The organism is Kitasatospora viridis, from assembly GCF_007829815.1.
Lineage (GTDB): Bacteria > Actinomycetota > Actinomycetes > Streptomycetales > Streptomycetaceae > Kitasatospora > Kitasatospora viridis.
The window spans coordinates 5,737,066-5,763,281 of record NZ_VIWT01000001.1 but is presented as its reverse complement, the minus strand read 5'-3'; the positions used below and the strand labels follow the sequence as shown (position 1 = coordinate 5,763,281).

The window sequence follows — 26,216 nt, the reverse complement described above, 5'->3', positions numbered from 1 at the left end:
GGTAGGTCTAAGGTTGCTGCAGCTACCAGGGGCAGGAGTTGACGGTATGACGGACGGTACGACGACAGGGTTCTTCGACTCGGTGGACGAGGTCACCGACCGGCTCGCCGCGGCCGGCTACCTGGCCTCCACCGCGGTCGCCACCACCGTCTTCCTGGCCGACCGGCTCGGCAAGCCGCTGCTGGTGGAGGGGCCGGCCGGGGTCGGCAAGACCGAACTGGCCAAGGCGGTGGCCGAGGTGGCCGGCGCCCGGCTGATCCGGCTGCAGTGCTACGAGGGCGTGGACGAGGCCCGCGCGCTCTACGAGTGGAACCACGCCAAGCAGTTGCTGCGGATCACGGCCGGCCGGGACGAGGGCTGGGAGCAGGCCCGCACCGACATCTTCAGCGAGGAGTTCCTGCTGCCGCGCCCGCTGCTCACCGCGATCCGCGGCAGCGAGCCGACCGTGCTGCTGATCGACGAGACCGACAAGGCCGACGTCGAGGTGGAGGGCCTGCTGCTGGAGGTGCTCAGCGACTTCCAGGTCACGGTGCCCGAGCTGGGCACCATCACCGCCGAGCGCCGCCCGTTCGTGGTGCTCACCTCCAACGCGACCCGGGAGCTGTCCGAGGCGCTGCGCCGGCGCTGTCTCTTCCTGCACCTGGACTTCCCGGACCAGGAGCTGGAGCAGCGGATCGTCCGGCTGCGGGTGCCGGGCCTGGAGGCGGCGCTGGCCGAGTCGGTGGTCAAGGTGGTGGCCGCGCTGCGGGCGATGGAGCTGCGCAAGCTGCCCTCGGTGGCGGAGACCATCGACTGGGCCCGCACCCTGCTGGCGCTCGGCGCCGGCAGCCTGGACGACGCCCTGGTCCGGGCCACCCTCGGGGTGCTGCTCAAGCACCAGGAGGACATCACCCGCGCCGCCGGGAAGCTGACCCTCAGTTGACCACCCAGCCAGGACTGACCCAGCGGCTCACCTCCTTCGTCCACGCGCTGCGGGCCAACGGCCTGCGGGTCGGGCCGAGCGAGACGGTGGACGCGGCGGCCGTGGCCGAGGTGCTCGGCCTGGCCCACCGGGAGCGGCTGCGCGAGGGGCTGGCGGCGGCGCTGCTGCGCGGCGAGCGGCAGCGCGCGGTCTTCGACGCCACCTTCGACCTCTACTTCCCGCTGCGGGTCGGCGCGTTCCCACTGCGGGAGGGCGAGCCGGAGCCCGGCGCCGCTCCGGCGGCCGACGCGGAGCAGCTGCGCGAGCGGCTGGCGGCGGCACTGGCCGCGGGCGATCAGGCCCGGCTGGCCCAGCTGGCGGGCGAGGCGGTGGGGCTGCTCGGCCAGTACGGCTCGACGCCGGGTTCGGACGGCTACTCGGCCGCGCAGACCCTGGACCGGCTGCGCCCGGAGATCCTGCTCGCCCGGGTGCTGGCGGCGCTGCGCGAGGGGCGCCCCGCGCCGGACTTCACCGACCGGCTGACGGCGGACGAGATCCGGCGCCGGATCCAGGAGTTCCGCGGCATGGTCGGCACCGAGGCCCGGCGCCGGGTGGCCGAGCTGCGCGGCACCGACCGGATCGCGCGGCGGGCGGTGGCGCCCACGATCGACCAGATCGACTTCCTGTACGCGGGACGGGACCAGCTGGCCGAGTTGCGCAAGGCCGTCCGCCCGCTGTCCCGCAAGCTCGCCACCCGGCTCGCGGCGCGCCGCCGCCGGGCCTCGCACGGCGAGATCGACCTGCGCCGCACGCTGCGCCGCTCGCTCTCCACCGGCGGGGTGCCGCTGCGCCCGGCCTACCGGCACCGCCGGCCCCAGCGGCCGGAGCTGGTGCTGCTCTGCGACGTCTCCGGCTCGGTGGCCGGCTTCGCCGACTTCACCATGCTGCTGGTGCAGGCGCTCAAGTCGGAGTTCAGCCGGGTGCGGGTGTTCGGCTTCGTCAACCGGATGGCGGAGGTGACCGACCTGGTCGGCCGCGACCCGGGCTCCACCGCCGAACGGATCCTGACCACCGCCCAGGTGATGGGCTACCACAGCAACTCCGACTACGGCACGGCGCTCGGCGAGTTCGCCGACCGCCACCTCGACGCGGTCGGCCCGCGCACCTCGGTGCTGGTCCTCGGCGACGCCCGCAACAACCACCGCGACCCCAACCTGGCCGCCCTGCGCGCGATCGCGCTGCGCGCCCGCCGGGTGTTCTGGCTCAACCCCGAGCCCCCCGACCTGTGGACCACCGGCGACTCCGCCGCCCTGCGCTACGCCTCGGTGGTGGAGATGCACCCCTGCCGCAACGCCCGCCAGCTGGGCACCCTGATCGAACGGCTGCTGCCGGTATGAGCACCCGTTTCCCGCTGCCGGCCTCGATCCTGCTGCTCCGGGCCCGCGGCGAGTGGCGGCACAGCACCGTCGACATCAAGGGCGGGCGGACCTGCGGCGGTCTGGGCGGCCTGCCCGCCGACGCCGGCCCGGAGCGGGCCAGGGCGGCCGCCGAGGCGATGCTCGCCGGGCTCGGCGAGGAGTTCTTCGGCGGCCCGCTGACCGTCGACTGGGCGCCGGGCGGGCTGACCGGCGAGGTGACGCCGGCTCAGCGGTAGTCCAGCTCGGCCAGCTCGCGGGCCAGCTTGCGCTGGAAGGCCGGCACCCGGGAGAGCACCGGCATCACCGTGTTGCGCACCGCCCGCTTCGGACCGGTGAAGGTGGCGACCCGGGTCATCCGGTCGGTGAAGGCCACCACCCGCTGGGCGACCGGGCGGCGCCGGGCCTCGTAGCCGTCCAGGGTGCCGGTGGCGAAGGCCCGGCCGAGCGCGTAGGCGTCCTGGATGCCGGTGTTCATGCCCTGCCCGCCGGCCGGGCTGTGCACGTGGGCCGCGTCGCCGGCCAGGAAGAGCCGCCCGGCCCGGTAGTGGTCGGCGACCCGGTGGTGCACCCGGAACCGCGAGGACCAGACCACCTCGTGCACCACCGCCTGCCCCGGCGCCCGCTCCTCCATCAGCCGGCGCACGTACGCGAGGTCCGGCTCGGCCGGCGCGTCGGCGACCACGGCCACCACCCGGTAGCGGCCGCCGGGCAGCGGCGCGACCACGAACACCCCGGCGTTGCCGAAGGCCAGCGCGACCTCCTCGGGCCCGGGCGCCCAGTCCATCCGCACGTCGGCCAGCACGAACGACTCCGCGTAGGTGGAGCCGGTGAAGCCGATCCCGGCCGCCTCGCGCACCGTGCTGTGCATCCCGTCGGTGCCGACCGCGTAGTCGGCCCGCAGCCGCTCGCCGGTGGCCATGGTGAGGGTGACCCCGTCGGCGTCCTGCACCGCGCCGACCACCTCGAACGGCCGGTGCACGTCGCCGCCGAGCGCCCGCAGCCGCTCCAGCAGCACGGCCTCGGTGTGGTCCTGCGGGGTGAGCAGGGCGAACGGGTAGGCGGTCGGCAGCTTGGCGAAGGAGACCCGGGCCAGCCGCCGGGCGCCGTCGCGGACCGCGAAGTGATCCAGCGTCAGGCCGCCGGCCACCAGCTGGTCGGCGGCGCCCAGCTCGGCCAGCACCTCCAGCGTGCGGGCGTGCACCACGGCGGCCCGCGAGGTGTTGGCGCCCTCGGCCAGCCGGTCCAGCAGGACGCAGTCGATGCCGGCCTCGGCCAGCGTGACCGCCAGGGTCAGGCCGGCCGGACCCGCGCCGACGACGGCGACGGTGGTGCGCTCGGGAAGTGCGGTGCCGGTCATGGTGGTGCCCCCTTCAATCGATGCCAACGCTTGTTGGCCAACGCTTGTTGACAATAGTGGCCCCGCCCCGACACCATGTCAACAAGCGTTGGCATAGGCTGATCCGCATGACCGACAGCACCGGGGACGCCCCCGCCCGCCGCTCCGCCGAGACCACCCGCGCCGCGATCCTGCGCAGCGCCCGCGACCGGTTCGCCGCCCACGGCTACGAGCGCACCACCATCCGCGCGGTCGCCGCCGACGCGCAGATCGACCCCTCGATGGTGATGCGCTACTTCGGCAGCAAGGAGCAGCTCTTCGACGCCGCCCTGACCGTCGACCTGCACCTGCCCGACCTGTCCGCGGTGCCGCCGGCCGAGCTGCCGGAGCTGATGGTCCGGCACTTCCTGCACCGCTGGGAGCACGCCCCGGCGGACGACGCGCTGCTGATGCTGCTGCGCTCCGGCGTCACCAACGAGAAGGCGGCCGCCCGGCTGCACGAGGTCTTCGCCCGCCAGGTGGCCCCGGCGCTGGTCGCCGCGGTCGGCCCGCAGGCCGCCGCCCGGGCCGGCGGCGTGGTCGCCGCGCAGCTGCTCGGCGTGGCCGTCACCCGCTACCTGCTCCGGCTGCCGGGCGTCGTCGCGCTCGAACCCGAGCAACTGGTCGCCGCCCTCGCCCCGGCCATCGCGGCCACCCTCGGCATCACTCCGAAATCCGGGTGACCCGGCGTCGGTGACCAGCCAGAATGCCGGAATGCTGAGCGATCACTGGCCCCCGCTGGGGCTGCGCCTGACCACGCCCCGGCTCGAACTGCGGCTGCCCACCGAGCCGCAGTTGGCCGCGCTCGCCGAGCTGGCCGCCGCGGGCGTGCACGAGCCCGACCGGATGCCGTTCATCAACACCTGGACCGACCTGCCGCCGACCGAGCGGGCCCGCTCCGTCGTCCAGCACCACTGGCTGCGCCGGGGCAACTGGACGCCGCAGGACTGGAGCCTCAACCTCGTGGTGCTGCGCGACGGCGAGGTGCTCGGGCTGCAGTCGCTCTGGGCCAGGGAGTTCGCGGTCAAGCGGGAGGTGCACAGCGGCTCCTGGCTCGGCCTGGCGCACCACGGCCAGGGCGTCGGCACCGAGATGCGGGCCGCCGTCCTGCACCTGGCCTTCGCCGGGCTCGGCGCGTTGACCGCCGGCTCCGGCTACCTGGACGGCAACGAGGGCTCGGCCGCCGTCTCGCGCCGGCTCGGCTACCGCCCGGACGGCACCGACCACTACGTGGTGCGCGGCGCCCGGGTGGCCAGCCACCGGCTGCGGCTGAGCCGCGAGGACTGGGAGGCGCACCGCAGCGTGCCGGTGGCGGTGGCCGGCCTGACGCCCTGTCTGCCGCTCTTCGGCCTGACCGGCCACGACGACTGACGCGTCGTCGCCACATCACCGTTCAGCCACGAGAGCTTTCGGGCGCCACGAACCCCTTCACCTCCGCTGCGGGACCGGTACCTTCGTCCGTGTCACCGACACGGCGGAGGGTGGGGGCATGGAGGCACTGGGGCCGCAGGACCCGCGGCAGGTCGGCGAGTACCGGCTGCTGCGACGGCTCGGGGCGGGCGGCATGGGCACGGTCTACCTGGGCCGCAACACCGGCGGGCGGACCGTCGCCGTCAAGGTGGTGCACGGCGAGTTCGCGCAGGACGAGGAGTTCCGCCGCCGGTTCCGCCAGGAGGTGCGGGCGGCCCGCACCGTCGGCGGCCGGTGGACGGCGCCGGTGCTGGACGCGGACACCGAGGGCCCGCTGCCCTGGGTGGCCACCGGCTACGTGGCCGGGCCCGCGCTCGGCCAGGCGGTGCGCGAGTTCGGCCCGCTGAACGGCGCGGCCGTGCGCACCCTGGGCGCCGGCCTGGCCGACGCGCTCGGCGCGGTGCACGGGCTCGGCCTGGTGCACCGGGACGTCAAGCCGTCCAACGTGATGCTGGCGCTGGACGGCCCCCGGCTGATCGACTTCGGCATCGCCCGCGCGATGGACGCCGCCGGCGCGCTCACCCAGTCCGGCTACGTGGTCGGCTCGCCCGGCTTCATGTCGCCCGAGCAGGCCCGCGGCGACCAGGCCGGCCCGCCCAGCGACGTCTTCTCGCTCGGCGCGGTGCTGGCCTTCGCGGCCACCGGCACCGCGCCGTTCGGCGAGGGGGTGAGCGCGGCGGTGCTGCTCTACCGAGTGCTCAACGAGACGCCCGAACTCGGCCCGCTGGAGGGCGACCTGCGCCGGCTGGTGCTGGACTGCCTGGCCAAGGAGCCCGCCGACCGGCCCACCCCAGCCGAACTGCGCGAGCGGCTGAACGGCGGCCCGCCCGGCACCATGATGCTCGGTCAGGTCGGCTGGCTGCCGCCGATGCTGGCCGAGTCGATGGGCCGGCTGGCGGCGCAGCTGCTGGAGCTGGACACCGATCCGCGACCGGCCGCGCCGCCGGTGCACGACGCCGTGCCGCCCGGCGCGTTCGGCCCGCCGACCCCGCCGACCCCGGTGCCCGCCCCGCCCGCCACGCCCCCGCTCGCGCCCCGGCCCTCGCCGTACAGCGAGCTGCCGGCCGCGCCGACCACCCCGGCCGGCTACAACCCGGGCCCGTACCAGCCGCCGAACCCCTACCAGCAGAACCCGTACCAACAGCAGCCGTACCAACAGCAGCCCTACCAACAGCCGTTCCCGTCCCCGGCCCCGACTCCGTACCCTCCGACCGCCGCCCCGGCGCCCGGCGGCAACCGCACCCGCACCGTGCTGATCGCGGCGGGCGCGGCCGTGGTGGTGGCCGGCGCCGCCGTGCTCGCCTACTACCTGACCGGCCACCACGCCGCCCCGCAGCCGGCGCCCCTCCCGACCCCGACTCCGAGCCCGGTGGTCACCAGTGACAGCCCCACGCCGCCGCCCAGCCCGTCCCCCGACGGCGCGCTGGCCGCCGGGTTCCCCGGCAACTGGACCGGCTCGATGACCATCACGCTGAACGGGCGCTCCGACCCGGTGACTTACCAGATCTCCCTGGTCCAGGGCGCGGTCGGCCAGGTGGTGGGCCAGTCCAGCACCACCTACCCCACCGAGAACACCATCTGCAACGGCGCCGACACCCTGGTCTCGGCCGACGACACCACCATGGTGCTCTCGGAGGCCGGCACCACCGGCACCTCGGGCTGCGGTTCGAACACCGCGCCCGACACGGTGACGCTGCGACTGAACTCCGATGGCACCCTGGAGATCAGTCAGGACGGGTTCACTCCCGCCGCCCTGACCCGCCAACAGTAGGAGGAGCCGGATGGACCTGCGAGAGAGCGCGGCCGCGCTGCAACCCGAACTGGCCGCCCTGCGCCGGGAACTGCACGCGGTGCCGGAGCTCGGCCTGCGCCTGCCGCGCACCCAGCGGCTGGTGCTCGACGCCTTGGCCGGCCTGCCGCTGGAGGTCACCACCGGCACGGCGCTGGACTCGGTGACCGCCGTGCTGCGCGGTGCGGGCGACGGACCGACGGTGCTGCTGCGCGGCGACATGGACGGGCTGCCGGTGCACGAGCGCCCGCTGCCCGGCGGCCCGGTCTCCGAGCTGACCGGGCAGATGCACGCCTGCGGCCACGACCTGCACACCGCGATCCTGGTCGGCGCGGCCCGGCTGCTGGCCGAGCGGCGGACCGAACTGCCGGGCGACGTGGTGCTGATGTTCCAGCCCGGCGAGGAGGGCCCGGGCGGGGCGGAGCCGATGATCGAGGAGGGCGTGCTGACCGCGGCGGGCCCGGACCGCCCGGTCGCCGCCGCCTACGCGCTGCACGTCTCGTCCGGGCTGCTGCCCAGCGGCGTGGTGGCGGTGCGCGACGGCGCGATGATGGCCGCCGCCGACCAGTTGCAGGTGGTGGTGCGCGGGCGCGGCGGCCACGGTTCGGCGCCGCACGCCGCGCTGGACCCGCTGCCGGCCGCCTGCGAGATGGTCACCGCGCTGCAGACGGCGGTGACCCGCTCCTTCTCGGTCTTCGACCCGGTGGTGGTCACCGTCGGCACCTTCCACTCCGGGGAGAAGGAGAACATCATCCCCGACACGGCCCGGTTCACCGCGACCGTGCGGTCCTTCTCCGGTACGGCCCAGGAGCGCGCCGCCGAGGTGCTGCCCCGGGTGGTGGAGGGGATCGCCGCCGCGCACGGGCTGACCGCGGAGGTCGAGTACGTCCGCGGCTACCCGGTCACCGCCAACCACCCGGCGCACGCCGCCAAGGTGGCCGGGACGGCCGCCGCGCTGCTCGGCGCCGACCGGGTGGTGGCGATGCCGGATCCGCTGGCCGGCGCGGAGGACTTCTCCTTCGTGCTGGAGCGGGTGCCGGGCGCGTACTTCTTCCTCGGCGCCCTGCACCCGGAGCGGGAGTTGGCCACCGCCGCCTACAACCACTCCCCCGAGGCCGTCTTCGACGAGTCGGTGCTGTCCGACGGCGCCGCGCTGCTCGCCGCCCTGGCACTGGCCCCGCAGCCGTAGGCACTCCAACCAGGGGATCAGCCCGCGGGATGCCGTCCACGGGCTGATTCGCGGCGCCCGGCCGATCACTAGCATCGGCCGGGTGCCCCGACCTCCCGCGCTCCGCGCCCGCCCCGACTTCCTCACCCTGCTCAGCTGGAGCGCGGTGCCCGTCTTCGCGCTGGTGCTGCTCGCCACCACGCTCTGGCGGGTCCGGCCCGCGCTCTTCGGCGACGACCGGTACCTGCGGGTCGGCCCGCTCCCCGGCCTGCTCCTCGCCGTGCTGCTGGCGCTGCCGCTGGGCTGGGCGGCCAAGCGCGCGGTCCCGGTGCTCGGGCTGCTGCTGGCCGAGACCCTGACGGCCCGGCTGCTGGGCGCCAAGCTCTGGCCGCTGCTGCTGGCCTGCGCCGTCCTGCTGTTCTACGTCGCCGCCGTCCGCCCCCGGCGCACCGCGGCCTGGTCGCTGGTCGCGGTGCTGGCCGGCTGGACCGCCGTGCAGCTGCTGCCGCCGGCCGAGTTCGCCGCCCGGGTGACCGGGCCGAGCGGCACCCTGGTGGTCGTGACGGCCTCCTGCTGGATCGCCGGCTCCTGGCTGCAGCTGCGCCAGGAGCACGCCGCGACCCTGCGCAGCCAGGCCGCCGAGCAGGCGGTGCAGGCCGAACGGCTGCGGATCGCCCGCGAGTTGCACGACCTGGTGGCGCACTCGATCGGCGCGGTGGCGATCCAGGCCGGCGCCGCCCGCCGGGTGATCGCCAACCGCCCGGCGGAGGCCGCCGAGGCGCTCGGCGCGATCGAGCAGACCAGCCGGGAGACCCTGGCGGGGCTGCGCCGGATGCTGGGCGCGCTGCGCCGGGCGGACGCCGACCCGGTGGCCGGCGCGCCCGCCCCGGGCCTGGCGGACGTCGAGCGGCTGGCCGCCGCGGCCGGCGAGAACGGGCTGCGGGTGGCGGTCTCCTGGCACGGCGAGCGCCGGCCGCTGGCCCCGGAGGTCGAGCTCTCGGCGTTCCGGATCATCCAGGAGGCGGTGACCAACACCATGCGCCACGCGCGGGCCGGACTCTGCACCGTCTCGGTCGACTTCACCGCGACCGAGCTGGCCGTCGAGGTGCTGGACGACGGGCGCGGCGGCGGCGGCGGGGTCGGCACCGGGTACGGCCTGATCGGCATGCGCGAGCGGGTCGGCCTGCTGCACGGCTCGCTCACCGCGGGCCCGCGCCCCGAGGGCGGCTTCCAGGTGGTCGCTAGGCTGCCGATATGACGATCCGTTTGCTGCTTGCCGACGACCAGCCGCTGGTCCGGGCCGGGCTGCGCCTGGTCACGGCGGACGCCGAGGACCTCGAAGTGGTCGGCGAGGCCGGCACCGGCACCGAGGCGGTCGAGCTGGCCGAGCGCACCGCGCCGGACGTCGTGCTGATGGACATCCGCATGCCACAGCTCGACGGCATCGAGGCGACCCGGCGGATCCGCGAGCGCACCGCGTCGAAGGTGCTGATGCTGACCACCTTCGACGAGGACGAGAACGTCTACGCGGCGCTGCGCGCCGGCGCGGCCGGCTTCCTGGTCAAGGACATGGTGCTGGACGACATCCTGGCCGCGATCCGGGTGGTGGCGGCCGGCGACGCGCTGCTCGCGCCGGCCGTCACCCGCCGGCTGATCGCCGAGTTCGCCGCCCGGACCCCGGGGGCGGCCCGCAACCGCGAGCTGGCCGCCGCGATCACCGAGCGCGAGCGCGAGGTGCTCACGCTGATCGGGCGCGGGCTGTCCAACGCGGAGATCGCCGAGCGGCTCTTCATCAGCGTCGCCACCGCGAAGAGCCACGTCGCCCGGCTGCTGACCAAGCTGGACGCCCGGGACCGGGTGCAGCTGGTGATCGAGGCCTACGAGTGCGGCCTGGTCTGACGACCGGTCAGGCCGGTTCCGCGGATCCGTCGTTGAGCTCGGCCAGCCGCCGCAGCTCGGGGCCGTACTCGGGGTCGGCGAGGGCCGCCGCGAACTGGGCGGTCAGGTAGGCCAGCGGGTTGCCGGTGTCGTACCAGCGGCCCCGGATGACCTGGCCGTAGACGGCGCGCTCGGCGGCGTAGGCGTTGATCGCGTCGGTCAGGTAGACCTCGCCGGTGCGGTGCTCGTACCAGCGGGCGGTCTGCCGGCGCAGCTCCTCGATCACCGCGGGGGTGATCACGTAGCCGCCGATCGCCGCGTAGTCGGAGGGCGCGGTGGCCGGGTCGGGCTTCTCCACCAGGCCGGTGATCCGCAGCAGCCCGCCGCCCAGGTCCTCCTTGACCACCGGCACGCCGTACCGCTGCGCCTCGGAGCGGTCCATCGGCATCAGCGCGAGCACCGGGCAGCTCGTCGCCTCGTAGGCCTTGATCAGCTGCTGGGCCCTGGGCACCTCGGCGACGAAGACGTCGTCCGGCCAGAGCACCAGCACCGGCTCGTCGCCCAGGTTGCGGGCGGCGTTCAGCACCGGGGTGCCGTTGCCGTAGGGGCCGTGCTGGTCGAGGTAGGTGATGTGGCCGGCCCGGGAGAGCTCGCCGACCTCCTCGACGGCGTCCGCGTAGGCCTCCTTGCCGGCCGCCCGCAGCTGGTCCACCAGGGCGGGGTTGGGCCGGAAGTGACGCTGGATCAGGTCCTTGTTGTCCGACACCACGATGGTGATGTCGGTGATCCCGGAGGCGATCAGCTCGCGCACGGTGTGCTCGATCACCGGCTTGTCGCCGACCGGCAGCATCTCCTTGGGGATGGCCTTGGTCAGCGGCAGCAGTCGGGACCCGAGACCGGCGGCCGGGATGACGGCCCGGCGGATGGTGGTGGTCATGTCCCGACGCTACCAGCGCCGTTGGGTCAGGCCGACCAGCTCCGGGAGCAGAGCACCAGGCGGTAGCCGTCGGGGTCGAGCACGGTGACCCCGAAGCGGTCCCAGTAGGGGTTGTGCGCGGGCACCCGGCGGCCGCCCGCGGCCTCCAGCCGCTGGACCAGGTGTTCGTCAACCGGGGCGCCGAGATAGACCACGAACAGGTCGTCCACCGTGGGGGTGGGTTCGAGCGGCTGCTCGGGGTCGCGGGTCAGCTCGAAGTGCCAGGCGCCGCCGGCCGGGCCGACCATCAGCAGGTCGTGCTCGCCGGACACCCGCTCCGAGGTGCGCCAGAGCACGTCCAGCCCGAGCCCCTCGACGTAGAAGCGCTCGGCGGCGGCCAAGTCCCTTGAGGGGCGGGCGATTCGGATCTGCATGCTGGATTCGATCATGCCGCGGACGCTACCCCACGGAACACCTCCCCTACCGAATATGTCTGGTACCGATGTACTCTGTGAGAGACAGACAGTCGGACGGACGAGCGAAGAGGGGGTGCCCGGGTGAACGCCGTGCTCGCCCTGCTCACCACCGAGCGGGCCAGGCCCGAGCCGGTCCGCCGCGCCCCCTGGGCCTGGCGGCTGGCGGTCGGCACGGTCTGCTTCGGCGCCTTCATGGGCCAGCTGGACGCCAGCATCGTGACCCTCACCTACCAGCCGCTGCGCACCGAGTTCCACTCCACCCCGGCCGCCGTCGAATGGGTCTCGCTCTCCTACCTGCTGACCCTGACCGCAATCCTGGTCCCGGTCGGCCGCCTGTCGGACGCGCGCGGGCGCAAGCTGATGTACCTCTACGGCTTCGCCGTCTTCACCATCGCCTCCGCCGCCTGCGGGCTGGCCCCCGGCCTGGCCGCGCTGGTGGTCTTCCGGGTGGTGCAGGCGGTGGGCGCCGCACTGATGCAGGCCAACAGCGTCGCCCTGGTCACCACCAGCGCGCCGCCCGGCCGGATGCGCGCCGCGCTCGGCATGCAGGCGGCCGGGCAGGCGCTCGGCCTGGCGCTCGGCCCGACCGTGGGCGGCGCGCTGGTCAGCGCGGTCGGCTGGCGCTGGGTGTTCGGCGTCAACGTGCCGATCGGCGTGCTGGCCCTGGTGGCCGGCCACTACCTGCTGCCGCGCACCCGGCAGTGCACCGGTGGCGGGCGGATCGACCTGCCCGGCGTGCTGCTGCTCGGCGGCTCCACCACGGCGGCGCTGCTCGCCCTCTCGGTCGCCTCCGGCCTGGGCCTGCCGATCTGGTCCGCCGCGCTGCTCGCGGTGGCCGCGGTCGGCGCCGGCTGGGCCTTCCTGCGCCGCCAGCGCGCCTGCGCCCGGCCGCTGCTCGACCTCGCGCTGCTGCGCGAGCGGCGGCTCGGCCCCGGGCTGCTCGGCGGGCTCTGCGGCTACCTGGTGCTGTTCGGCCCGCTGGTGCTGGTGCCGCTGGCGCTGGCCCGCACCGGCAGCACGCCGCTGGCCACCGGGCTGGTGCTGACCGCCCTGCCGCTCGGCTTCGCGCTCGCCGCGACCGGCGCCGAGCGGCTGCTGCCGGCCGGCTGGAGCGACGGGCGGCGCGGGCAGCTCGGCGCGGCCGGGTGCGTGCTGGCGCTCGCGCTGCTGGCGGCGCTGCCGATGCGGGCCGACCTGCTGCCGCTGCCGCTCGGCCTGCTGGGCCTGGCGCTCGGGATCTACGTGCCCGCGAACAACACCCAGGTGATGCGGGCCATCCCGACCTCCTCGGCGGGCACCGGCGGCGGCATGGTCAACATGACCCGGGGCCTGGGCACCGCGATCGGCGTGGCCGCCGTGACCCTCGCGATGCACCTGGCCCCCGGCACCGGCCCCACCGCCGCGGCCCTGACCCTGCTGGCCTTCGCCCTGCTCGCGCTGGCCACCACGCTGCGCCCGCCACGCTGACCTGCCGACCGGTCAGGCCCGGCCGGCCGCCTTCTGGGTCCGGCGGGCCAGCGAGTCGATCACCACGGCGGCCAGCAGCACGGCGCCGGTGATCATGAACTGGATGGCGTTGGACAGCCCCTCGATGTTCATCCCGGACTGGATCGATCCGATCACCAGCGCACCGAGCAGCGCCGACCAGGTGGAGCCGCGCCCGCCGAACAGGCTGGTGCCGCCGATCACCGCGGCCGCGATCGCGTTCATCAGCAGGTTGCCGCCGCCCGAGGTCTGACTGGCCGACTGGATCTGCGCGGCCAGGAAGAGCCCGCCGACCGCCGCCATGGTGGAGCAGATCATGAACACCGTCATCCGGGTCCACGGCACGCTGATGCCGGCCCGCCGGGCCCCCTCGATGTTGCCGCCGAGCGCGAAGACCTTGCGCCCGTAGGTGGTGCGCCGCAGCACGAACTCCAGCACCACGATGAACACCAGGAAGACCAGCAGCGCCAGCGGCAGCCCCTTGTACTGGTTCAGCGTGTACGCCGCCAGGTAGGCCACCACCGCCAGCAGCACCGTGCGCAGCGCGATGTCCGTCACCGGCCGGGACGGCACCCCGGCCCGGCGCCGCCGCCCGGCGTCCACCAGCGAGGCGCCGAGGAAGAGCGCGACCCCCGCCGTGGCCAGCCCGTAGGCGGCGACCTGCTGCCCGTAGATGGTGCTGTAGAGCCGCGAGACGATGTCCTTGCCGGACAGGTTGACCGTGCCGCTGGAGCCCAGCACCTGGAGCATCAGGCCGTTCCACCCCAGGTTGCCGGCCAGCGTCACCACGAAGGCCGGCACCCCGACCCGGGCGAAGAAGAACCCCTGCACCAGGCCGACGGCGGCGCCGCCCAGCACCGCGCAGAGCAGCGCGACCCACTGGTTGACCCCGTGGGTCACGTCCAGCACCGCGAAGATCGCCGCGCAGAGCCCGCTGACCGAGCCGACCGACAGGTCGATCTCGCCGAGCAGCAGCACGAAGACCACGCCGACCGCGATCAGGCCGGTGCCGACGATCTGCTGGGACAGGTTGGACAGGTTCTGCGCGGACAGGAAGCTGCTGTTCAGGCTGCCGAAGACGGCCCAGATCACGACCAGCGCGACGATCACCGGCAGCGAGCCAAGTTCGCCACTGCCGATCCGCCGGCGGAACTCCCCCAGGTAGCCCTTGACGCCCTCCTGCCGGACGATCAGCCGCGGGTCGACCACCGGCGTGGCCTCGGCCGCCACCGGCACCGGCGCGTTCACCCCGCCGGACGGCATCGAGTCCTCGGGCAGGTGCCGGCGCTGCTCCTCGTACCGCCCGTCCGGGCGGGGTTCCTCGCTGCTCATGCGGAGCCCTCCGTGCCACGGGCCTGACGGCGGGTCACGGCGTTGTCCGTGGCGCCGGTGATGGCCGAGATGATCTCTTCCTGGGTGGTGGAGCGCCGCTCGAAGACCCCGTTGTTGCGGCCCAGCCGCAGCACCGCGACCCGGTCCGCGACCGCCATCACGTCCGCCATGTTGTGGCTGATCAGGATCACTCCCAGACCCTGGTCGCGCAGCCGCTCCACCAGGTCGAGCACCTGCGCGGTCTGCTCCACGCCGAGGGCGGCGGTCGGCTCGTCCAGGATCACCACCTTGGGCGAGCCGATCAGCGAGCGGGCGATCGCCACCACCTGGCGCTGGCCGCCGGAGAGCGAGGCGATCGGGATCCGCACGCTGGGGATCCGGATCGACAGGGTCTCCAGCAGCGCCCGCGAGCGCTTCTCCATGGCCACCTCGTCGAGCACCCCGAACCGGGTCAGCTCCCGGCCCAGGAAGAGGTTGCCGACGACGTCGAGGTTGTCGCACAGCGCCAGGTCCTGGTAGACCGTGGCGATGCCCAACTGCTGGGCGTCCTGCGGCCGGTGGATCCCCACCGGCCGGCCCTCCCACTCGATCACACCCTCGTCCGGCTGGTTCACCCCGGCGATCGACTTCACCAGGGTGGACTTGCCGGCGCCGTTGTCGCCGACCAGCGCGAGCACCTCGCCGGAGTGCACCTCCAGCTCGATGCCGGTCAGCGCCTGGACGGCGCCGAACCGCTTGGAGACCCCGCGCAGGGCCAGTACCGGCTCGCCTGCCATGGCCACCGCCCCCTCTCGGTCAGCTCAGGCCGGCTGCGGCGCAGGCGCTGGCGTAGTCGGGGGTGCAGATCTGCTGCACCGAGTAGAGGCCGTCGGCCACCACGGTGGTCTTGATGTTGGACTTGGTGAGCACGGTCGGGGTGATCAGCACGGCCTTGACGGTGGTGCCGCTGCCGTTGGTCGCGGTGGTCGGCGCGATCGAGGCGGCCAGCGCCTTGCCCTCGGCCAGGGTGACCGCCATGGTGCCGGCGGTGTCCGCCTCCGGCTTGTAGGGCTTGTAGATCGACATCGTCTGGGTGTTCAACAGGATCCGCTGCACGGCGTCCAGTTGGGCGTCCTGGCCGGTCAGCGGCACGCTCAGGTTGGCGGACTTGAGCGCGGTGGCGATGCCCGCCGCCATGCCGTCGTTGGCCGAGTAGACGCCGACCACGTTGGCCGAGCCGATCGCGGTGATCGCCGCGCTGGCCTCCTGGTTGGCGTTGTTCGGGTCCCAGTTCGGGGTGTCGTACTCCTTGCCGATCTTCAGCTTGCCGTCGATCGCGCTGTGCGCGCCGGCCTTGAAGTCGGCGGCGTTGGGGTCGGTCGGCGAACCGTTGATCATGATGATCTGGCCACTGCCGGACTTGGCGCCGACCGCCGCGACCAGCGCCTGGCCCTGCAGCTCGCCGACCTTGTGGTTGTCGAAGGAGACGTAGGCGTCCACCGGGCCCTGGGCCAGCCGGTCGTAGGCGACCACCTTGACGCCCGCGTCGTGCGCCTTCTGCACCGAGGACTGGATCGCCTTGGCGTCCACCGCGTCCAGGATCAGCACCTGGTCGCCCTTGGTCAGGGCGGTGTCGACCTGGGTCTGCTGCTGGGTCGCGTCCTGGTTGGCGTTGTAGTAGTCGATGGTGGCGTTCGGGGCCAGCTGCTTGATCCGGGCCTCGATCAGCGGGCGGTCGAACTGCTCGTACCGGGTGGTCTTGGACTCCGGGAGCAGCAGGCCGATCTTCAGCGCGGCGGTCGAGCTGCTGGCGCCGGCCGAGCCTCCGGACGACTGCTTGGCGCTGCCGCAGGCGGCGCTGGCGAGGGCCAGCGCCGCCACCGTGGTCGCGAGCGCGGTTCGGCGCAGGGCCTTGTTCACGTGGTTCCTCCCGGTCCGGGTTCGCCCCCTTTCCGCCGAGTCTGCGAACCCGCGCCGCCGCACCACGAGGCGGACTGCGCCGAACGGGCCCGATTGCCCCCGTCCGGCCCAGTCGGGGGGCCGTCCGAGCACCTTGAGGCACCGTCAGGACCGCCGGACCGCGGGGTGCCGCTGAGCGCCCGTCAGCCGGCCAGCGCCCGAGCCGCCTTGTCCCAGTTGGCGTGCAGGGTGTCCAGGTAGCCCTTGGCCTGCGGGCCGACCGAGGTGCCGCGGGCGAAGGCGAGCATGTTGCCGGCCCCGGCGTTGTAGCCGAGCGCCAGCAGCTCGTCCCGGTCCAGCCCCGCGGCCGGGTGGGCGGGCAGCTGGGCGGCCAGGTCGTGCAGGAACCAGGCGGCGGCCTCGATCGCCAGGTCCGGGTCGTCGGGCAGCTCCTCCCACTGCCGGCCCGCGAAGTCCCGGCCGGCCTTGGTGTCGTCGAAGGCGGCCTTGTGCATGTTGGCGATGCCGAAGGCGGAGTCCGGCTTGAGCTTCTGCCAGGCCCGCTCGAAGGCCGGGTCGTGCGGCTTGTAGCTCTCGTTGTAGAGGATCGCCATCAGCAGCTGCGGGTCGATCCCGGCCTGCCCGGCCCGGGCCTTGACCTGGGCGGCGTACCGCGCGGGGTCGTAGGCGCCCGCGCCCGCCGACGGCAGCGGGGACACCGCGGCCCCGGCCGGGGGCGAGGCCGTGGCCGACGCCGAGGCCGATGCCGTGGCCCCCGGTTCGGCCCGGGTGCCGTCGTGCCGCACCGCGTGCACTACGAAGCCCAGCGCCAGCACCACGGCCACCCCGACCGCCGTCCGCCCGTTCCTGCCCACCGTCTCCACCCTCCGCCGCCGGCCGTCCTCCCCCGCCATCCTGCCCCGCGCGGCCGCCGGGCTCCCAGCACCTGCCGGACTAGAGTCGAAGATCACCGCCGAGTCCGCCTGGGGAACGCATGCCCGAGAGCACCGACCGCTACGTCTTCGACCGCGCGTGGGAGCGCGAGCACGAGCGGCTCGCCGCCCTGGAGGCGGTCTACGACCCCGGGACCACCGAGCGCCTGGCCGGGCTCGGCGTGGCGGCGGGCTGGCACTGCCTGGAGGTCGGCTGCGGGGCCGGCAGCATCGCCCGGTGGCTGGCCGACCGGGTCGGGGAGCGCGGGCGGGTGCTGGCGATCGACCTCGACCCGCGGTTCGCCGAAGGGCACGGCCGGGCCAACCTGGAGGTGCGGCGCCAGGACCTGCTGGCCGATCCGCTGCCGGCCGGCGCCTTCGACCTGGTGCACGCCCGGGCGGTGCTGGAGCACCTGCCGGACCGCGAGCGCGCGGTGCGGCGGCTGGCCGCGGCGGTCCGGCCGGGCGGCTGGCTGGTGCTGGAGGACTTCGACATCGAGGGCCCCGCGGTCGAGCTGATCGCCCGCTACTGGCCGGACGGGCAGCACGAGTTGGCCGAGCGGCTGTACCGGGCGCTGGAGGCCGCCTTCGGCCGGGCGGGGGCGGACCCGGGCTACGGGCGCCGGCTGCCCGACGCGCTGGCCGGGGCCGGCCTGACCGAGGTGGGCGCCCGGCTGCAGGCGCCGGTGCTGCCGGGCGGCACCCCGTTCCTGGCGCTGACCCTGCGTCAGCTGCGGGCGCCGCTGCTGGCCGGCGGCCTGGTCGAGGAGGCGGAGCTGGACCGGGCGGTCGAGCTGATCCAGCGCCAGGACGTGCGGTACGTGCCGAACGTCATGGTCACGGCGTGGGCGCGCAGGCCCGACTGAGCGTCACGGCCACGGTCACGGCATCGGCTCGTCGGCTCGACCGACCAGCTGCCGCTCGCAGGCCCGGGTGAGTTCGAGCACCCGCTTGACCAGCTCGGGCGCGCCGCCCGCGCTGCCGGTGGTGTAGGGGCTGTCCACGGTGTAGGCCTCGCGGACCAGGCGCAGGTGCCGGCCGCGGAAGACCACCATCGAGCGGAGCAGCTCGGCCACCGTGCGGCCGGTCAGCAGCAGTTGCGGCGAGGCCTCCTGACCGGCCGCCAGCAGGGCCCGGACCACCCGGGTGACCACCGACTCGGCGCCCTCGCGCTCGTGGTGGAGCCGGCTCCACTCGGGCAGGCCGTAGTCGAGCATCTCCCGGGTGAGCTCGGCGTAGGCCGGGTCGACCCGGTCGCTGCTCCAGAGCAGCTGGTCGACCAGGTGGAGCGGCACGTGGGCGGCGGCCGGCCCGTAGTACGAACGGTCGCCCACCCGGACGTCCTCGAAGTACGGCCGCAGCCGCGCCATGAAGAACCCGGCCGGCGCGACCTTGCCCGCCACCACGCCGATCTGCTCGGGCAGCACCTCGAAGTCCCGCACGGCCTGCCGCAGCACCCGGAAGTACTCGGGGGTGCCCGGGTCCGCGCCGTCGAGCTCGGCCAGCCCGAGCGCGGCGCGCTCGACGGCCACCGCGCCGAGCCGCACCGACTGGATCAGCACGTCCTCCTCGGGCGCCCCGAGGTACATCCGCTGCCGGTCGCCCCGCGGGTTCCAGGCGCCGTAGTGCAGCACGGTGTCCCGGGGCACCATCTCGGCGCGGGCGCCGAGGCGCCGCAGCACCGGCCCGGCGGCCGGCACCGCGCTGAGCGGTTCGACGCCGTGGCGCTTGAGCGAACCGAGGGTCATCCCCATGTCACGCATCGCGGCCAGCCGTTCGGCCGCGGACTCCAGCGGCGCCCGGTCCGCCGCCCCGGCCAGCGCCGCCAGCAGTTCGCCGAGCGGGCGCGGGTCCGCCCGCGCGTTGAGCGCGGGCAGCTCGGCGAGCAGCCGGTCGGCCCTCAACGGGTCGGCGGCGGCCACTTCGGCACAGAACCCGTCAGTCAGCCGCAGGGCTCCCACCTTCCTTGTCCACTGCCATGGTAGGCACGGCCCCGGTCCCCGGCCGGACGGTCCCGTCAGTAGACGTCCCGCACGTAGCGGTGCTCCTTGGCCAGGCGCTCCAGCTCGGCGCCCGCCTGTTCCGCCGTCAGACCGCCGTGCCGGGCGATGATCTCCCGCAGCGCCCGGTCCACGTCGCGGGCCATCCGCGCCGCGTCCCCGCACACGTACAGGTGGGCCCCGCCGCGCAGCCACTGCCAGAGCCGGGCGCCGTGCTCCCGCATCCGGTCCTGCACGTAGACCTTGGCCCGCTGGTCCCGGGAGAACGCCAGGTCCAGCCGGTCCAGCCGGCCGGCCGCCCGCAGCTCCTCCAGCTCCTCCCGGTAGTAGAAGTCGGTGGCGGCCCGCTGCTCGCCGAAGAAGAGCCAGTTCGGCCCGGTGTGCCCGAGTGCCTGCCGCTCCCGCAGGAAGCCGATGAACGGTGCCACGCCGGTGCCCGGGCCGACCATGATCATGGCCGTCGCCGGGTCCTCGGGCGGCCGGAAGTGCGGGCTGGCGCGGACGAACACCCGCACCGGGCCGTCCAGCGCCCGGTCGGCCAGGTAGCCGGAGCAGACGCCCGAGCGCTCGCCGTAGCGCACCACCGAGACCGTCAGGCTGACCGTCCCCGGGTCGGTGCGCGGGCTGGACGATATCGAGTAGAGCCGCGGCTGCAGCCGCTTGAGCACCGCCGTCCACTCCCCCGCCTCGGCCCGGACCGGGAGCGCGGCCACCACGTCCACCGCCTGCCGTCCCCAACTCCACTTCGCCAGCTCGTCCTTGTTGTCCGAGCGGAGCAGTCTTCGCAGCTCCCGGTCACCGCTGCGCTCGGCCACGAAGCGCAGCAGCTCCGGGGTGATCCGGGCGATCTCCAGCCGGCCGGCCAGCGCCTCGGCGAAGCTGGTGGCCTCGCCGCCCACGGTGACCGGCTCGCCGCCGCCGAGCTCGGTGACGGACAGCCACTCCTTGACCAGTTCGGGCGAGTTGACCGGCCAGACCCCTAGTGCGTCACCGGCCCGGTAGGCCAGCTCGCCGCCGCCGGTGGCGAAGCTGAACTGGCGCACCTCCTTGGTGGCACCGGGCAGGCTGAGCAGCCGGTTGCCGACCAGCTCGGTGGTGTAGGGGGCGTCCCTGGTGAAGCTCGGCGCGGGCGGGCCGGCCAACTCGGCCAGCACCGAGCGCAGCCAGCCCTCGGCGGTGTCCCGGTAGTCCGGTTCGCAGTCGGCGCGCGGCACCAGCCGGGTGCCGCCGAGCTCGGCCACCCGGGCGTCGAGGCGCCGGCCGTGCCCGCAGAAGTCCTGGTAGCTGGAGTCGCCGAAGGCCAGCACCGCGTAGCGCAGGCCGGCCAGCGAGCCCGGGGCGGCCGCCGCCAGTGCGGACCAGAAGGCGGCGCCGTTGTCGGGGGCCTCGCCGTCGCCGGTGCTGCTGCTCAGCAGCAGCACCGGCACCGCCGGGTCCAGGGCCTGCGGGGTGTGCTCGGCCATCGGGGCCAGCACCGGGCTCAGGCCCTCGGCGGTCAGCCGGGCGGCGCAGGCGGCGGCGAACTCCTCGGCGGTGCCGGTCTGCGAGGCCCAGAGCACCAGCACCCGCGCACCGGCCGGCCCGCCTGCCCGAGCCGGCTCGGTCGACTCGGCCGGCTCGACCGGATCGGCCGGCTCAACCGGCTCAACCGGCTCCACTCGCCGCGAGTAGAGGCCGGCCAGCAGCCCGTCCACCCAGCTGCGCTGCTCGACGGCCAGTGGCGCGCCGGGCGGCAGCACCGGCACCGCGCCGACCGGCGGCGCGGCCCGCAGGCCGGCCAGGAACCCGGCCAGGTACCGCTGTTCGTGCTCGCCGAACGCGGGCTGCGCGAGCGCCTGGCCGGCCAGCCCGAGCGTTCTGACGGCCAGCTCGACTGGATCTGATGCATCGTCAGCAACTCTCTCCGGTGCGGCGACCGGGGTAAGCGCCACCGCGCAGGCCTTCAGCTCGGGCTGGAAGGAGATCGGGTCGACCGCGTCGTTGGTCACCGCGTTGATGCTCAACTCCGCGCCGAACAGGTCGTTCCAGTGGAAGGGCGCGAAGCAGGTGCCCGGCCGCACCCGGTCGGCGACCACGGCGGGCAGCACGGCCCGGCCGCGCCGCGAGTCGATCGCCACCCGCCCGCCCTCGGCGATGCCGAGGCGCTCCGCGTCCACTGGGTGCAGCTCGACGAAGGGCCCCGGGTTGAGCCGGTTCAGCTTGGCCACCTTCCCGGTCTTGGTCAGGGTGTGCCACTGGTGCGCCAGTCGACCGGTGGTGAGGGTGAACGGGTAGTCCTCGTCCGGCAGTTCGGCCGGCGGCAGGTGCGGGCGGGGGAAGAAGACGGCCCGGCCGCCGGGGGTCGGGAAGGCCAGTCGGGGGCGGGTGCCGTCGGGACGGACCAGCAGGGTCTGGCTCACCCCGTCGTTCAGGTAGCGGATCGGGTTGCGGTCCGCGCCCGCCGGGTCCGCGCTCGGCCACTGCACCGGGCCGCGGCGCAGCCGCGGGTAGCCGATGCCGCGCAGGTCCCAGCCGGTGCGCGGGTTCCAGGCCCGGCGCAGCTCCTCGAAGACCTGCTCCGCGCTGTCGAAGTCGAAGCCCTCGGCGAACCCCATCGCCCGGGCCACCCGGGCGATCAACTCCCAGTCCGGCAGGGCCTGTCCGGCCGGCTCGACGGCCCGCCCGGCCAGCGTCAGGTTGCGCTCGCTGTTGACCATCACCCCTTCGCCCTCGGACCACGGCGCGGCCGGCAGCACCAGGTCCGCGTAGGCGTTGGTCTCGGTGTCGGGGTAGACGTCCTGGGTGACCACGAACTCGGCCGCGGTCAGGCCCGCGATCACGGTCGCGCGGTTCGGCACCGAGGCGACCGGGTTGGTGCAGATGATCCAGCAGGCCTTCACGCTGCCCTCGGCCAGCCGGCCGAACAGCTCCACCGTGCCCTGCCCCGTCCCGGTCCGGATGGTGCCGGGCGCCAGGCCCCACAGCTCCTCGCAGAACGCCCGGTCCGCCGGGTCCAGCACCGAGCGCTGGCCGGGCAGCCCGGGGCCCATGTAGCCCATCTCCCGGCCGCCCATCGCGTTGGGCTGGCCGGTCAGCGAGAACGGGCCGCTGCCCGGGCGGCAGATCGCCCCGGTGGCCAGGTGCAGGTTGACCAGCGCGTTGGTGTTCCAGGTGCCGTGGGTGCTCTGGTTCAGGCCCATGGTCCAGCAGCTCGTCCACTCCCCGGCCTCGCCGATCCACCGGGCCGCCCGGCGCAGGTCCTCCTCCGGCACCCCGGTCAGCTCGGCCACCGCGGCCGGCGGGTAGTCGGCCAGGAAGGGCGGCATCGCCTCCCAGCCCTCGGTGTGCTCGGCGATGAACTCCGGGTCGGTGTGCCCGTTCTCGACCAGCAGGTGGAGCAGGCCGTTGAGCAGCGCCAGGTCGGTGCCGGGCCGCAGTTGCAGGAAGAGGTCGGCCTTCTCGGCGGTGGCGGTGCGGCGCGGGTCCACCACGATCAGCTTGGCGCCGGCCTTCACCCGGTCCATCATCCGCAGGAAGAGGATCGGGTGGCAGTCGGCCATGTTGGCGCCGGTGACCAGGAAGAGGTCGGCCCGGTCGAAGTCCTGGTAGGAGCCGGGCGGGCCGTCGGCGCCCAGCGAGAGCTTGTAGCCGCTGCCCGCACTCGCCATGCAGAGCCGGGAGTTGGACTCGATCTGGTTGGTCCGCACGTAGCCCTTGGCCAGCTTGGTGATCAGGTACTGGGCCTCCAGGGTGAGTTGGCCGGAGACGTAGAAGGCCAGCGCGTCGGGCCCGTGCTCGTCCAGCAGCGCGCGCAGCCGCCGGCCGGTCTCGGCGATCGCCTCCTCGACGGCCACCGGCACCGGCGGCGCGCCGCGACCGGTGCGGCGCAGCGCGGTCTCCAGCCGGCCGCCGGCGGCCAGCAGGTCGGCGCTGGTGGCGCCCTTGGTGCAGAGCCGGCCGGCGTTGGTCGGGTGCTCCTTGTCGCCGGCCACCGCGAGCACGCCCGGCCGGCCGCTGCCGGGCAGCGGGCCGACCTCCAGCACCATGCCGCAGCCCACCCCGCAGTACGAGCAGGAGGTGCGCAGCCTCTTCGACGACGGTCGCGGTGCTGACACGCCCTGCCTCCCCGGGACGGGCGGCCGGTCCGGGCAGGCCGGCCGCCGACGGTTCTCTGATGCTTGTCCGCACCGTAGGAACCCGGTGTAACGCGCGCATGACGGAAGGTGGGACGCGCGCGTTACATCTCCCGCATCCGGCCCGCTGCGCGGGCGTCAGATCGGCGCCAGCTCGCAGGCGTGCACGAGGTAGTTCCCGAGCAGTCCGGTCCGGTCGCCGTTCTTGTGGGCCGCGACCCGGCCGACCAGCCCCTCGCCCCGGCGGTTGAGCCCCAGGGCGAGCTCCGGGCTGGCCACCCGGGCATCGGCCGTGGGCAGCTGCAGGTCGAGCGCGGCGCGCAGTTCGTAGTCGCTCCCGGCGGACGCCTCGGCGGTCACCGACGGTCCGTCACCGAGCGCCACGGTGATCCGACCTTCCGTCAGAATAGCGACTCGGATGGGGACTTGACCCTCGGATGTGAAGATCTGACCGGCCCACCGGCCTTCGGGCAGCGCCGGCGGCCGGGCCGGATCGGGCGGGAAGGGGGAGATCGTCCGGGGGTCGTAGCCGGGCACCAGCTCGGTCAGCAGGTGGTCCAGGATCGCGTCCCGGGCCGCCTTGTTGGTGCTGTTGCAGAGCACCCCGAGCGAGAGGTCCAGCTCCGGGACGGCGACCACCATGGCCGCCACCCCGCCCATGCCGCCGCCGTGGCTGCGCACCTGCGGGCCGGGGCCGGTGGAGATGATCCAGCCGAGGCCGTAACCGACGTGCTCGGTGATCGCCAGTGCCTCGCCGGCCGCGGCGGCGGTCTCCGGCCGGAGCAGCCCGGGCGCGCCGTGGCCGAACCGGGCCAGGTCGCCGGCGGTGGCCCAGGCCGCACCGGCGGCGGGCGTGCCCATGGTGCAGACCGGGTACCGTCGGCCGTCCGCCGTGTAGCGCTCGGCGGTCGGCGCGCTGCCGGGGTACGCGGCGCCGTAGAAGGTGTCGGTCATGCCGAGCGGCAGCAGCACCCGCTCGCGCAGGAAGTCGCCCAGCTCCCGGCCGGTGGCCCGCTCCAGCAGCGCGCCGAGCCGGCGGTAGCCGAGGTTGGAGTACTCGAAGCCGCTGCCGGGCTCGGCCAGCGGCTGCGCGTAGCGGTCCGGGTCGATCGGGCTCGGGGTGCTCGGGTCGTAGTGGAAGTCGTGGTAGCCGCGCAGGCCGCTGCGGTGCTGGAGCAGCTGACGCACCGTCGGCACCGGGCCGCCGCCCGGGCCGGGCGCCGGGTCGTCCAGGCCGAGCAGTCCGTCGTCGACGGCCAGGCAGACGCCGGTCGCAGTGATCGCCTTGCTGATCGAGGCCAGCGCGTAGGCGGTGCCGGGGGTCGCGGGTCGGCCGGTGGCCGTGTCGGCGAAGCCGTGCGCCTGTTCCAGCACGATCTCCCCGCCCCTGGCGACCGCGATCGAGACGGATGCGCACCCGTGCTCCGCCAGTTCCTCCGTACAGAAATCCGCCAGCCCGTCGAGCATGCCGGCTCCCTCCCCTGTCGCCGTCCGGTTCATGATCGCCAGGCTAGCCGGGCGGTTCCGCGGCCCGGTGAGCGGGACGTGCCGCCCGCGCCGGTTGAGGCCCGCGCGGCCGGGTAGGCGGCTCAGTGAGGTGACCTCTGATGAGCATCCCCTTCCCGTCCGACCCGGACGCGGCGCCGCCGCACCCGCCGATGCCGCCCGACCCGCTGCCCCCAGTGCCCGGCCCGCCGCCCCCGCACCCGCCGGTGCCGCCGCCCGACCCCTCCGAACCGGAGCCCGGCGGCCCGTCCGACCCCGAGCCGCCGGTGATCCGCTGAGGAGCCGAGCAGGGGCTGAGCCGACCGGTGGCTGAGCCGATCGGACGACGTGGCGTGCCGGAGCACGGCTGCGCCCGCGCGGCTGCCTAGCGTGGGAGCTCCCCGTCCGCGCGCACCCCGGAGCCGCACATGACCACGCCCCCGCTCACCGAGCTCACCGGCCGCTACGACATCGACCCGCACCACAGCAGGATCGGCTTCGTCGCCCGGCACGCGATGGTCACCAAGGTGCGCGGCCACTTCAAGGAGTTCGAGGGCAGCACGGTGATCGACGGCGCCGACCCCGCCAAGTCCTCCGCGACCGTGACCCTGAAGACCGCCAGCATCGACACCGGCGTCGAGCAGCGCGACAACCACCTGCGCACCAACGACTTCCTGGACGCGCCGGCCTTCCCGGAGATCGTCTTCCGGTCCACCGGCATCGAGGCGCGCGGCGGCAACGAGTACCGGCTGAACGGCGAGCTGACGGTCAAGGGCACCACCAAGCCGGTCAGCCTGGACGTGGAGTTCGACGGCACCGCCACCGATCCCTACGGCAACCAGCGGCTCGGCTTCGAGGGGAGCACCACGATCAGCCGCAAGGACTTCGGGGTCACCTGGAACGCCCCGCTGGAGGGCGGCGGCGTGCTGGTCGGCGACAAGATCACGCTGGAGTTCGACGTCTCGGCCATCCGGCGCAAGGACTGACCCGCCGACCGGACCGATCCGCCGGCCGGAGCGACCCGGCCGACGACGCGCAGCGGACGGTGGTTAGCATCGCTGGGTGTCCACACCGAACCGTCCGCTGCGCGTGCTCCGGGAGCTGCCCGCCCCGGTGCGCTGGCTCAGCCTGCCCGCGGTGCTGGCCGCATGCGCGGCGGCCGTGCTCTGGCCCGGCGACTACCAGCCGCCGACCACCGCGCCGGTGCCCGCCGCCGACGCGGTCGGCCCGTGCCTGGCACTGATGAAGCAGTTGCCGCAGCAGATCGAGGGCCACCCGCGGACCGACCCGTCCGCCTACGTGGCGGTCTGGGCCAGCTCGCCGCGCACCGTGCTGCGCTGCGGGGTGCCGCGCCCGGCCTCGCTGGACACCCACGGCAGCGAGCTGGGGCCGAACGTGGACGGCGTCCAGTGGTACATGGAGGGCGACGGCCACGGCGGCAACAAGTTCACCCTGACCCTGCACCAGCTGTACGTCGAGGTCGCCGTCCCCGAGGGCGCCACCCCCTACCCCGCCGATCCGCTGGCCCCCGTGTCGCCCGCCGTGCTGGCCACCATCCCGGACCTGAGCGGCGAGCTGAACAATCCGAGCGACTGAGGGCC

At 74.6% G+C, this 26,216-nt stretch carries 24 protein-coding genes; 14 read left to right on the top strand and 10 right to left on the bottom strand.

Going from position 1 to position 26,216, the window contains the following annotated elements; translation table 11 throughout:
- Positions 1–46 precede the first annotated feature (46 nt).
- The 3 genes from FHX73_RS25880 to FHX73_RS25870 are packed head-to-tail and all read left to right on the top strand — an operon-like array spanning position 47 to position 2,555.
- Positions 47–922 (top strand): AAA family ATPase, encoded by an 876-nt coding sequence (locus FHX73_RS25880; RefSeq protein ID WP_145907502.1) that lies wholly within the window; start codon positions 47–49, stop codon positions 920–922.
- A complete protein-coding gene (locus FHX73_RS25875) occupies positions 919–2,298 on the top strand; it encodes a VWA domain-containing protein (protein ID WP_145907500.1) in 1,380 nt (459 codons plus the stop codon). Before FHX73_RS25880 ends, FHX73_RS25875 begins: the two co-directional genes overlap by 4 nt.
- Positions 2,295–2,555 (top strand): hypothetical protein, encoded by a 261-nt coding sequence (locus FHX73_RS25870; protein ID WP_145907497.1) that lies wholly within the window; start codon positions 2,295–2,297, stop codon positions 2,553–2,555. The genes FHX73_RS25875 and FHX73_RS25870 overlap by 4 nt, the downstream gene beginning before the upstream one ends.
- On the opposite strand, the gene FHX73_RS25865 is transcribed toward FHX73_RS25870, so the two are convergent.
- Positions 2,546–3,676 carry an FAD-dependent oxidoreductase gene (locus FHX73_RS25865; protein WP_145907495.1) on the bottom strand — a complete coding sequence of 377 codons (1,131 nt, stop codon included), beginning with the start codon at positions 3,674–3,676 and terminating at the stop codon, positions 2,546–2,548. The two genes, FHX73_RS25870 and FHX73_RS25865, sit on opposite strands and share 10 nt — an antisense overlap.
- Positions 3,677–3,783: 107 nt before the next feature.
- Between FHX73_RS25865 and FHX73_RS25860 the strand changes: the two genes are divergently transcribed.
- The 6 genes from FHX73_RS25860 to FHX73_RS25835 all read left to right on the top strand — a co-directional run bounded on the left by FHX73_RS25860 (position 3,784) and on the right by FHX73_RS25835 (position 10,020).
- A complete protein-coding gene (locus FHX73_RS25860) occupies positions 3,784–4,377 on the top strand; it encodes a TetR/AcrR family transcriptional regulator (RefSeq protein ID WP_145907492.1) in 594 nt (197 codons plus the stop codon).
- Positions 4,378–4,408: 31 nt separating this feature from the next.
- Positions 4,409–5,065 (top strand): GNAT family N-acetyltransferase, encoded by a 657-nt coding sequence (locus tag FHX73_RS25855; RefSeq protein WP_145907489.1) that lies wholly within the window; start codon positions 4,409–4,411, stop codon positions 5,063–5,065.
- A gap of 118 nt (positions 5,066–5,183) precedes the next feature.
- Positions 5,184–6,935 carry a serine/threonine-protein kinase gene (locus tag FHX73_RS25850; RefSeq protein ID WP_246213715.1) on the top strand — a complete coding sequence of 584 codons (1,752 nt, stop codon included), beginning with the start codon at positions 5,184–5,186 and terminating at the stop codon, positions 6,933–6,935.
- A 10-nt stretch (positions 6,936–6,945) separates the two neighbouring features.
- Positions 6,946–8,142: a M20 metallopeptidase family protein gene (locus tag FHX73_RS25845; RefSeq protein ID WP_145907486.1), complete on the top strand. Its 1,197-nt coding sequence runs from the start codon at positions 6,946–6,948 to the stop codon at positions 8,140–8,142.
- Between the two features lie 82 nt (positions 8,143–8,224).
- Positions 8,225–9,379: a sensor histidine kinase gene (locus FHX73_RS25840; protein WP_145907482.1), complete on the top strand. Its 1,155-nt coding sequence runs from the start codon at positions 8,225–8,227 to the stop codon at positions 9,377–9,379.
- Complete coding sequence (locus FHX73_RS25835) at positions 9,376–10,020, top strand: response regulator (protein WP_145907479.1); 645 nt, start codon at positions 9,376–9,378, stop codon at positions 10,018–10,020. The genes FHX73_RS25840 and FHX73_RS25835 overlap by 4 nt, the downstream gene beginning before the upstream one ends.
- Before the next feature lie 7 nt (positions 10,021–10,027).
- Here the strand turns inward: FHX73_RS25835 and FHX73_RS25830 are convergent, their stop codons facing one another.
- Together FHX73_RS25830 and FHX73_RS25825 are read right to left on the bottom strand one after the other, a co-directional pair.
- Complete coding sequence (locus FHX73_RS25830; RefSeq protein ID WP_145907477.1) at positions 10,028–10,936, bottom strand: UTP--glucose-1-phosphate uridylyltransferase; 909 nt, start codon at positions 10,934–10,936, stop codon at positions 10,028–10,030.
- A 26-nt stretch (positions 10,937–10,962) separates the two neighbouring features.
- The gene (locus FHX73_RS25825) at positions 10,963–11,364 is read right to left on the bottom strand and encodes a VOC family protein (RefSeq protein WP_145907475.1); all 402 of its coding nucleotides are present in this window, start codon (positions 11,362–11,364) and stop codon (positions 10,963–10,965) included.
- 108 nt (positions 11,365–11,472) lie between these two features.
- Here FHX73_RS25825 and FHX73_RS25820 point away from each other — a divergent pair, with 108 nt between their 5' ends.
- Complete coding sequence (locus FHX73_RS25820) at positions 11,473–12,858, top strand: MFS transporter (RefSeq protein ID WP_281292703.1); 1,386 nt, start codon at positions 11,473–11,475, stop codon at positions 12,856–12,858.
- A 12-nt stretch (positions 12,859–12,870) separates the two neighbouring features.
- Here the strand turns inward: FHX73_RS25820 and FHX73_RS25815 are convergent, their stop codons facing one another.
- The 4 genes from FHX73_RS25815 to FHX73_RS25800 form a co-directional block, all read right to left on the bottom strand.
- The gene (locus FHX73_RS25815) at positions 12,871–14,139 is read right to left on the bottom strand and encodes a sugar ABC transporter permease (protein ID WP_145908529.1); all 1,269 of its coding nucleotides are present in this window, start codon (positions 14,137–14,139) and stop codon (positions 12,871–12,873) included.
- Positions 14,140–14,204: 65 nt separating this feature from the next.
- Positions 14,205–14,984 carry an ATP-binding cassette domain-containing protein gene (locus FHX73_RS25810; RefSeq protein WP_145907472.1) on the bottom strand — a complete coding sequence of 260 codons (780 nt, stop codon included), beginning with the start codon at positions 14,982–14,984 and terminating at the stop codon, positions 14,205–14,207.
- Between the two features lie 19 nt (positions 14,985–15,003).
- Positions 15,004–16,107 (bottom strand): sugar ABC transporter substrate-binding protein, encoded by a 1,104-nt coding sequence (locus FHX73_RS25805; protein WP_145907470.1) that lies wholly within the window; start codon positions 16,105–16,107, stop codon positions 15,004–15,006.
- A gap of 182 nt (positions 16,108–16,289) precedes the next feature.
- Positions 16,290–16,961 (bottom strand): transglycosylase SLT domain-containing protein, encoded by a 672-nt coding sequence (locus FHX73_RS25800; protein WP_425461423.1) that lies wholly within the window; start codon positions 16,959–16,961, stop codon positions 16,290–16,292.
- Positions 16,962–17,080: 119 nt separating this feature from the next.
- Between FHX73_RS25800 and FHX73_RS25795 the strand changes: the two genes are divergently transcribed.
- Positions 17,081–17,884 (top strand): methyltransferase domain-containing protein, encoded by an 804-nt coding sequence (locus tag FHX73_RS25795; RefSeq protein WP_145907464.1) that lies wholly within the window; start codon positions 17,081–17,083, stop codon positions 17,882–17,884.
- A gap of 15 nt (positions 17,885–17,899) precedes the next feature.
- On the opposite strand, the gene FHX73_RS25790 is transcribed toward FHX73_RS25795, so the two are convergent.
- The 3 genes from FHX73_RS25790 to FHX73_RS25780 form a co-directional block, all read right to left on the bottom strand.
- A complete protein-coding gene (locus FHX73_RS25790; protein WP_145907461.1) occupies positions 17,900–18,979 on the bottom strand; it encodes a monodechloroaminopyrrolnitrin synthase PrnB family protein in 1,080 nt (359 codons plus the stop codon).
- 56 nt (positions 18,980–19,035) lie between these two features.
- On the bottom strand, positions 19,036–23,112 hold the full coding sequence (locus FHX73_RS25785) for a bifunctional nitrate reductase/sulfite reductase flavoprotein subunit alpha (protein WP_281292702.1): 4,077 nt from the start codon (positions 23,110–23,112) through the stop codon (positions 19,036–19,038).
- A gap of 156 nt (positions 23,113–23,268) precedes the next feature.
- On the bottom strand, positions 23,269–24,597 hold the full coding sequence (locus FHX73_RS25780; protein ID WP_246213714.1) for a serine hydrolase domain-containing protein: 1,329 nt from the start codon (positions 24,595–24,597) through the stop codon (positions 23,269–23,271).
- A gap of 140 nt (positions 24,598–24,737) precedes the next feature.
- Between FHX73_RS25780 and FHX73_RS44905 the strand changes: the two genes are divergently transcribed.
- From FHX73_RS44905 to FHX73_RS25770, 3 genes are all read left to right on the top strand, one after another.
- On the top strand, positions 24,738–24,914 hold the full coding sequence (locus FHX73_RS44905; RefSeq protein ID WP_170305026.1) for a hypothetical protein: 177 nt from the start codon (positions 24,738–24,740) through the stop codon (positions 24,912–24,914).
- A 129-nt stretch (positions 24,915–25,043) separates the two neighbouring features.
- Positions 25,044–25,601, top strand: coding sequence for a YceI family protein (locus tag FHX73_RS25775; RefSeq protein ID WP_145907456.1), 558 nt, complete (start codon positions 25,044–25,046; stop codon positions 25,599–25,601).
- Between the two features lie 76 nt (positions 25,602–25,677).
- Positions 25,678–26,211, top strand: coding sequence for a DUF3515 domain-containing protein (locus FHX73_RS25770; protein WP_145907453.1), 534 nt, complete (start codon positions 25,678–25,680; stop codon positions 26,209–26,211).
- Positions 26,212–26,216 lie beyond the last annotated feature (5 nt).

What these genes read in the sequence shown, in the direction of transcription:
- FHX73_RS25880 (WP_145907502.1), top strand. Translation starts at nt 47, where the DNA reads ATGACGGACGGTACGACGACAGGGTTCTTCGACTCGGTGGACGAGGTC.
- FHX73_RS25870 (WP_145907497.1), top strand. Translation starts at nt 2,295, where the DNA reads ATGAGCACCCGTTTCCCGCTGCCGGCCTCGATCCTGCTGCTCCGGGCC.
- FHX73_RS25865 (WP_145907495.1), bottom strand. Translation starts at nt 3,676, where the DNA reads ATGACCGGCACCGCACTTCCCGAGCGCACCACCGTCGCCGTCGTCGGC.
- FHX73_RS25860 (WP_145907492.1), top strand. Translation starts at nt 3,784, where the DNA reads ATGACCGACAGCACCGGGGACGCCCCCGCCCGCCGCTCCGCCGAGACC.
- FHX73_RS25855 (WP_145907489.1), top strand. Translation starts at nt 4,409, where the DNA reads ATGCTGAGCGATCACTGGCCCCCGCTGGGGCTGCGCCTGACCACGCCC.
- FHX73_RS25850 (WP_246213715.1), top strand. Translation starts at nt 5,184, where the DNA reads ATGGAGGCACTGGGGCCGCAGGACCCGCGGCAGGTCGGCGAGTACCGG.
- FHX73_RS25845 (WP_145907486.1), top strand. Translation starts at nt 6,946, where the DNA reads ATGGACCTGCGAGAGAGCGCGGCCGCGCTGCAACCCGAACTGGCCGCC.
- FHX73_RS25835 (WP_145907479.1), top strand. Translation starts at nt 9,376, where the DNA reads ATGACGATCCGTTTGCTGCTTGCCGACGACCAGCCGCTGGTCCGGGCC.
- FHX73_RS25830 (WP_145907477.1), bottom strand. Translation starts at nt 10,936, where the DNA reads ATGACCACCACCATCCGCCGGGCCGTCATCCCGGCCGCCGGTCTCGGG.
- FHX73_RS25825 (WP_145907475.1), bottom strand. Translation starts at nt 11,364, where the DNA reads ATGATCGAATCCAGCATGCAGATCCGAATCGCCCGCCCCTCAAGGGAC.
- FHX73_RS25815 (WP_145908529.1), bottom strand. Translation starts at nt 14,139, where the DNA reads ATGCCGTCCGGCGGGGTGAACGCGCCGGTGCCGGTGGCGGCCGAGGCC.
- FHX73_RS25810 (WP_145907472.1), bottom strand. Translation starts at nt 14,984, where the DNA reads ATGGCAGGCGAGCCGGTACTGGCCCTGCGCGGGGTCTCCAAGCGGTTC.
- FHX73_RS25795 (WP_145907464.1), top strand. Translation starts at nt 17,081, where the DNA reads ATGCCCGAGAGCACCGACCGCTACGTCTTCGACCGCGCGTGGGAGCGC.
- FHX73_RS25780 (WP_246213714.1), bottom strand. Translation starts at nt 24,597, where the DNA reads ATGCTCGACGGGCTGGCGGATTTCTGTACGGAGGAACTGGCGGAGCAC.
- FHX73_RS44905 (WP_170305026.1), top strand. Translation starts at nt 24,738, where the DNA reads ATGAGCATCCCCTTCCCGTCCGACCCGGACGCGGCGCCGCCGCACCCG.
- FHX73_RS25775 (WP_145907456.1), top strand. Translation starts at nt 25,044, where the DNA reads ATGACCACGCCCCCGCTCACCGAGCTCACCGGCCGCTACGACATCGAC.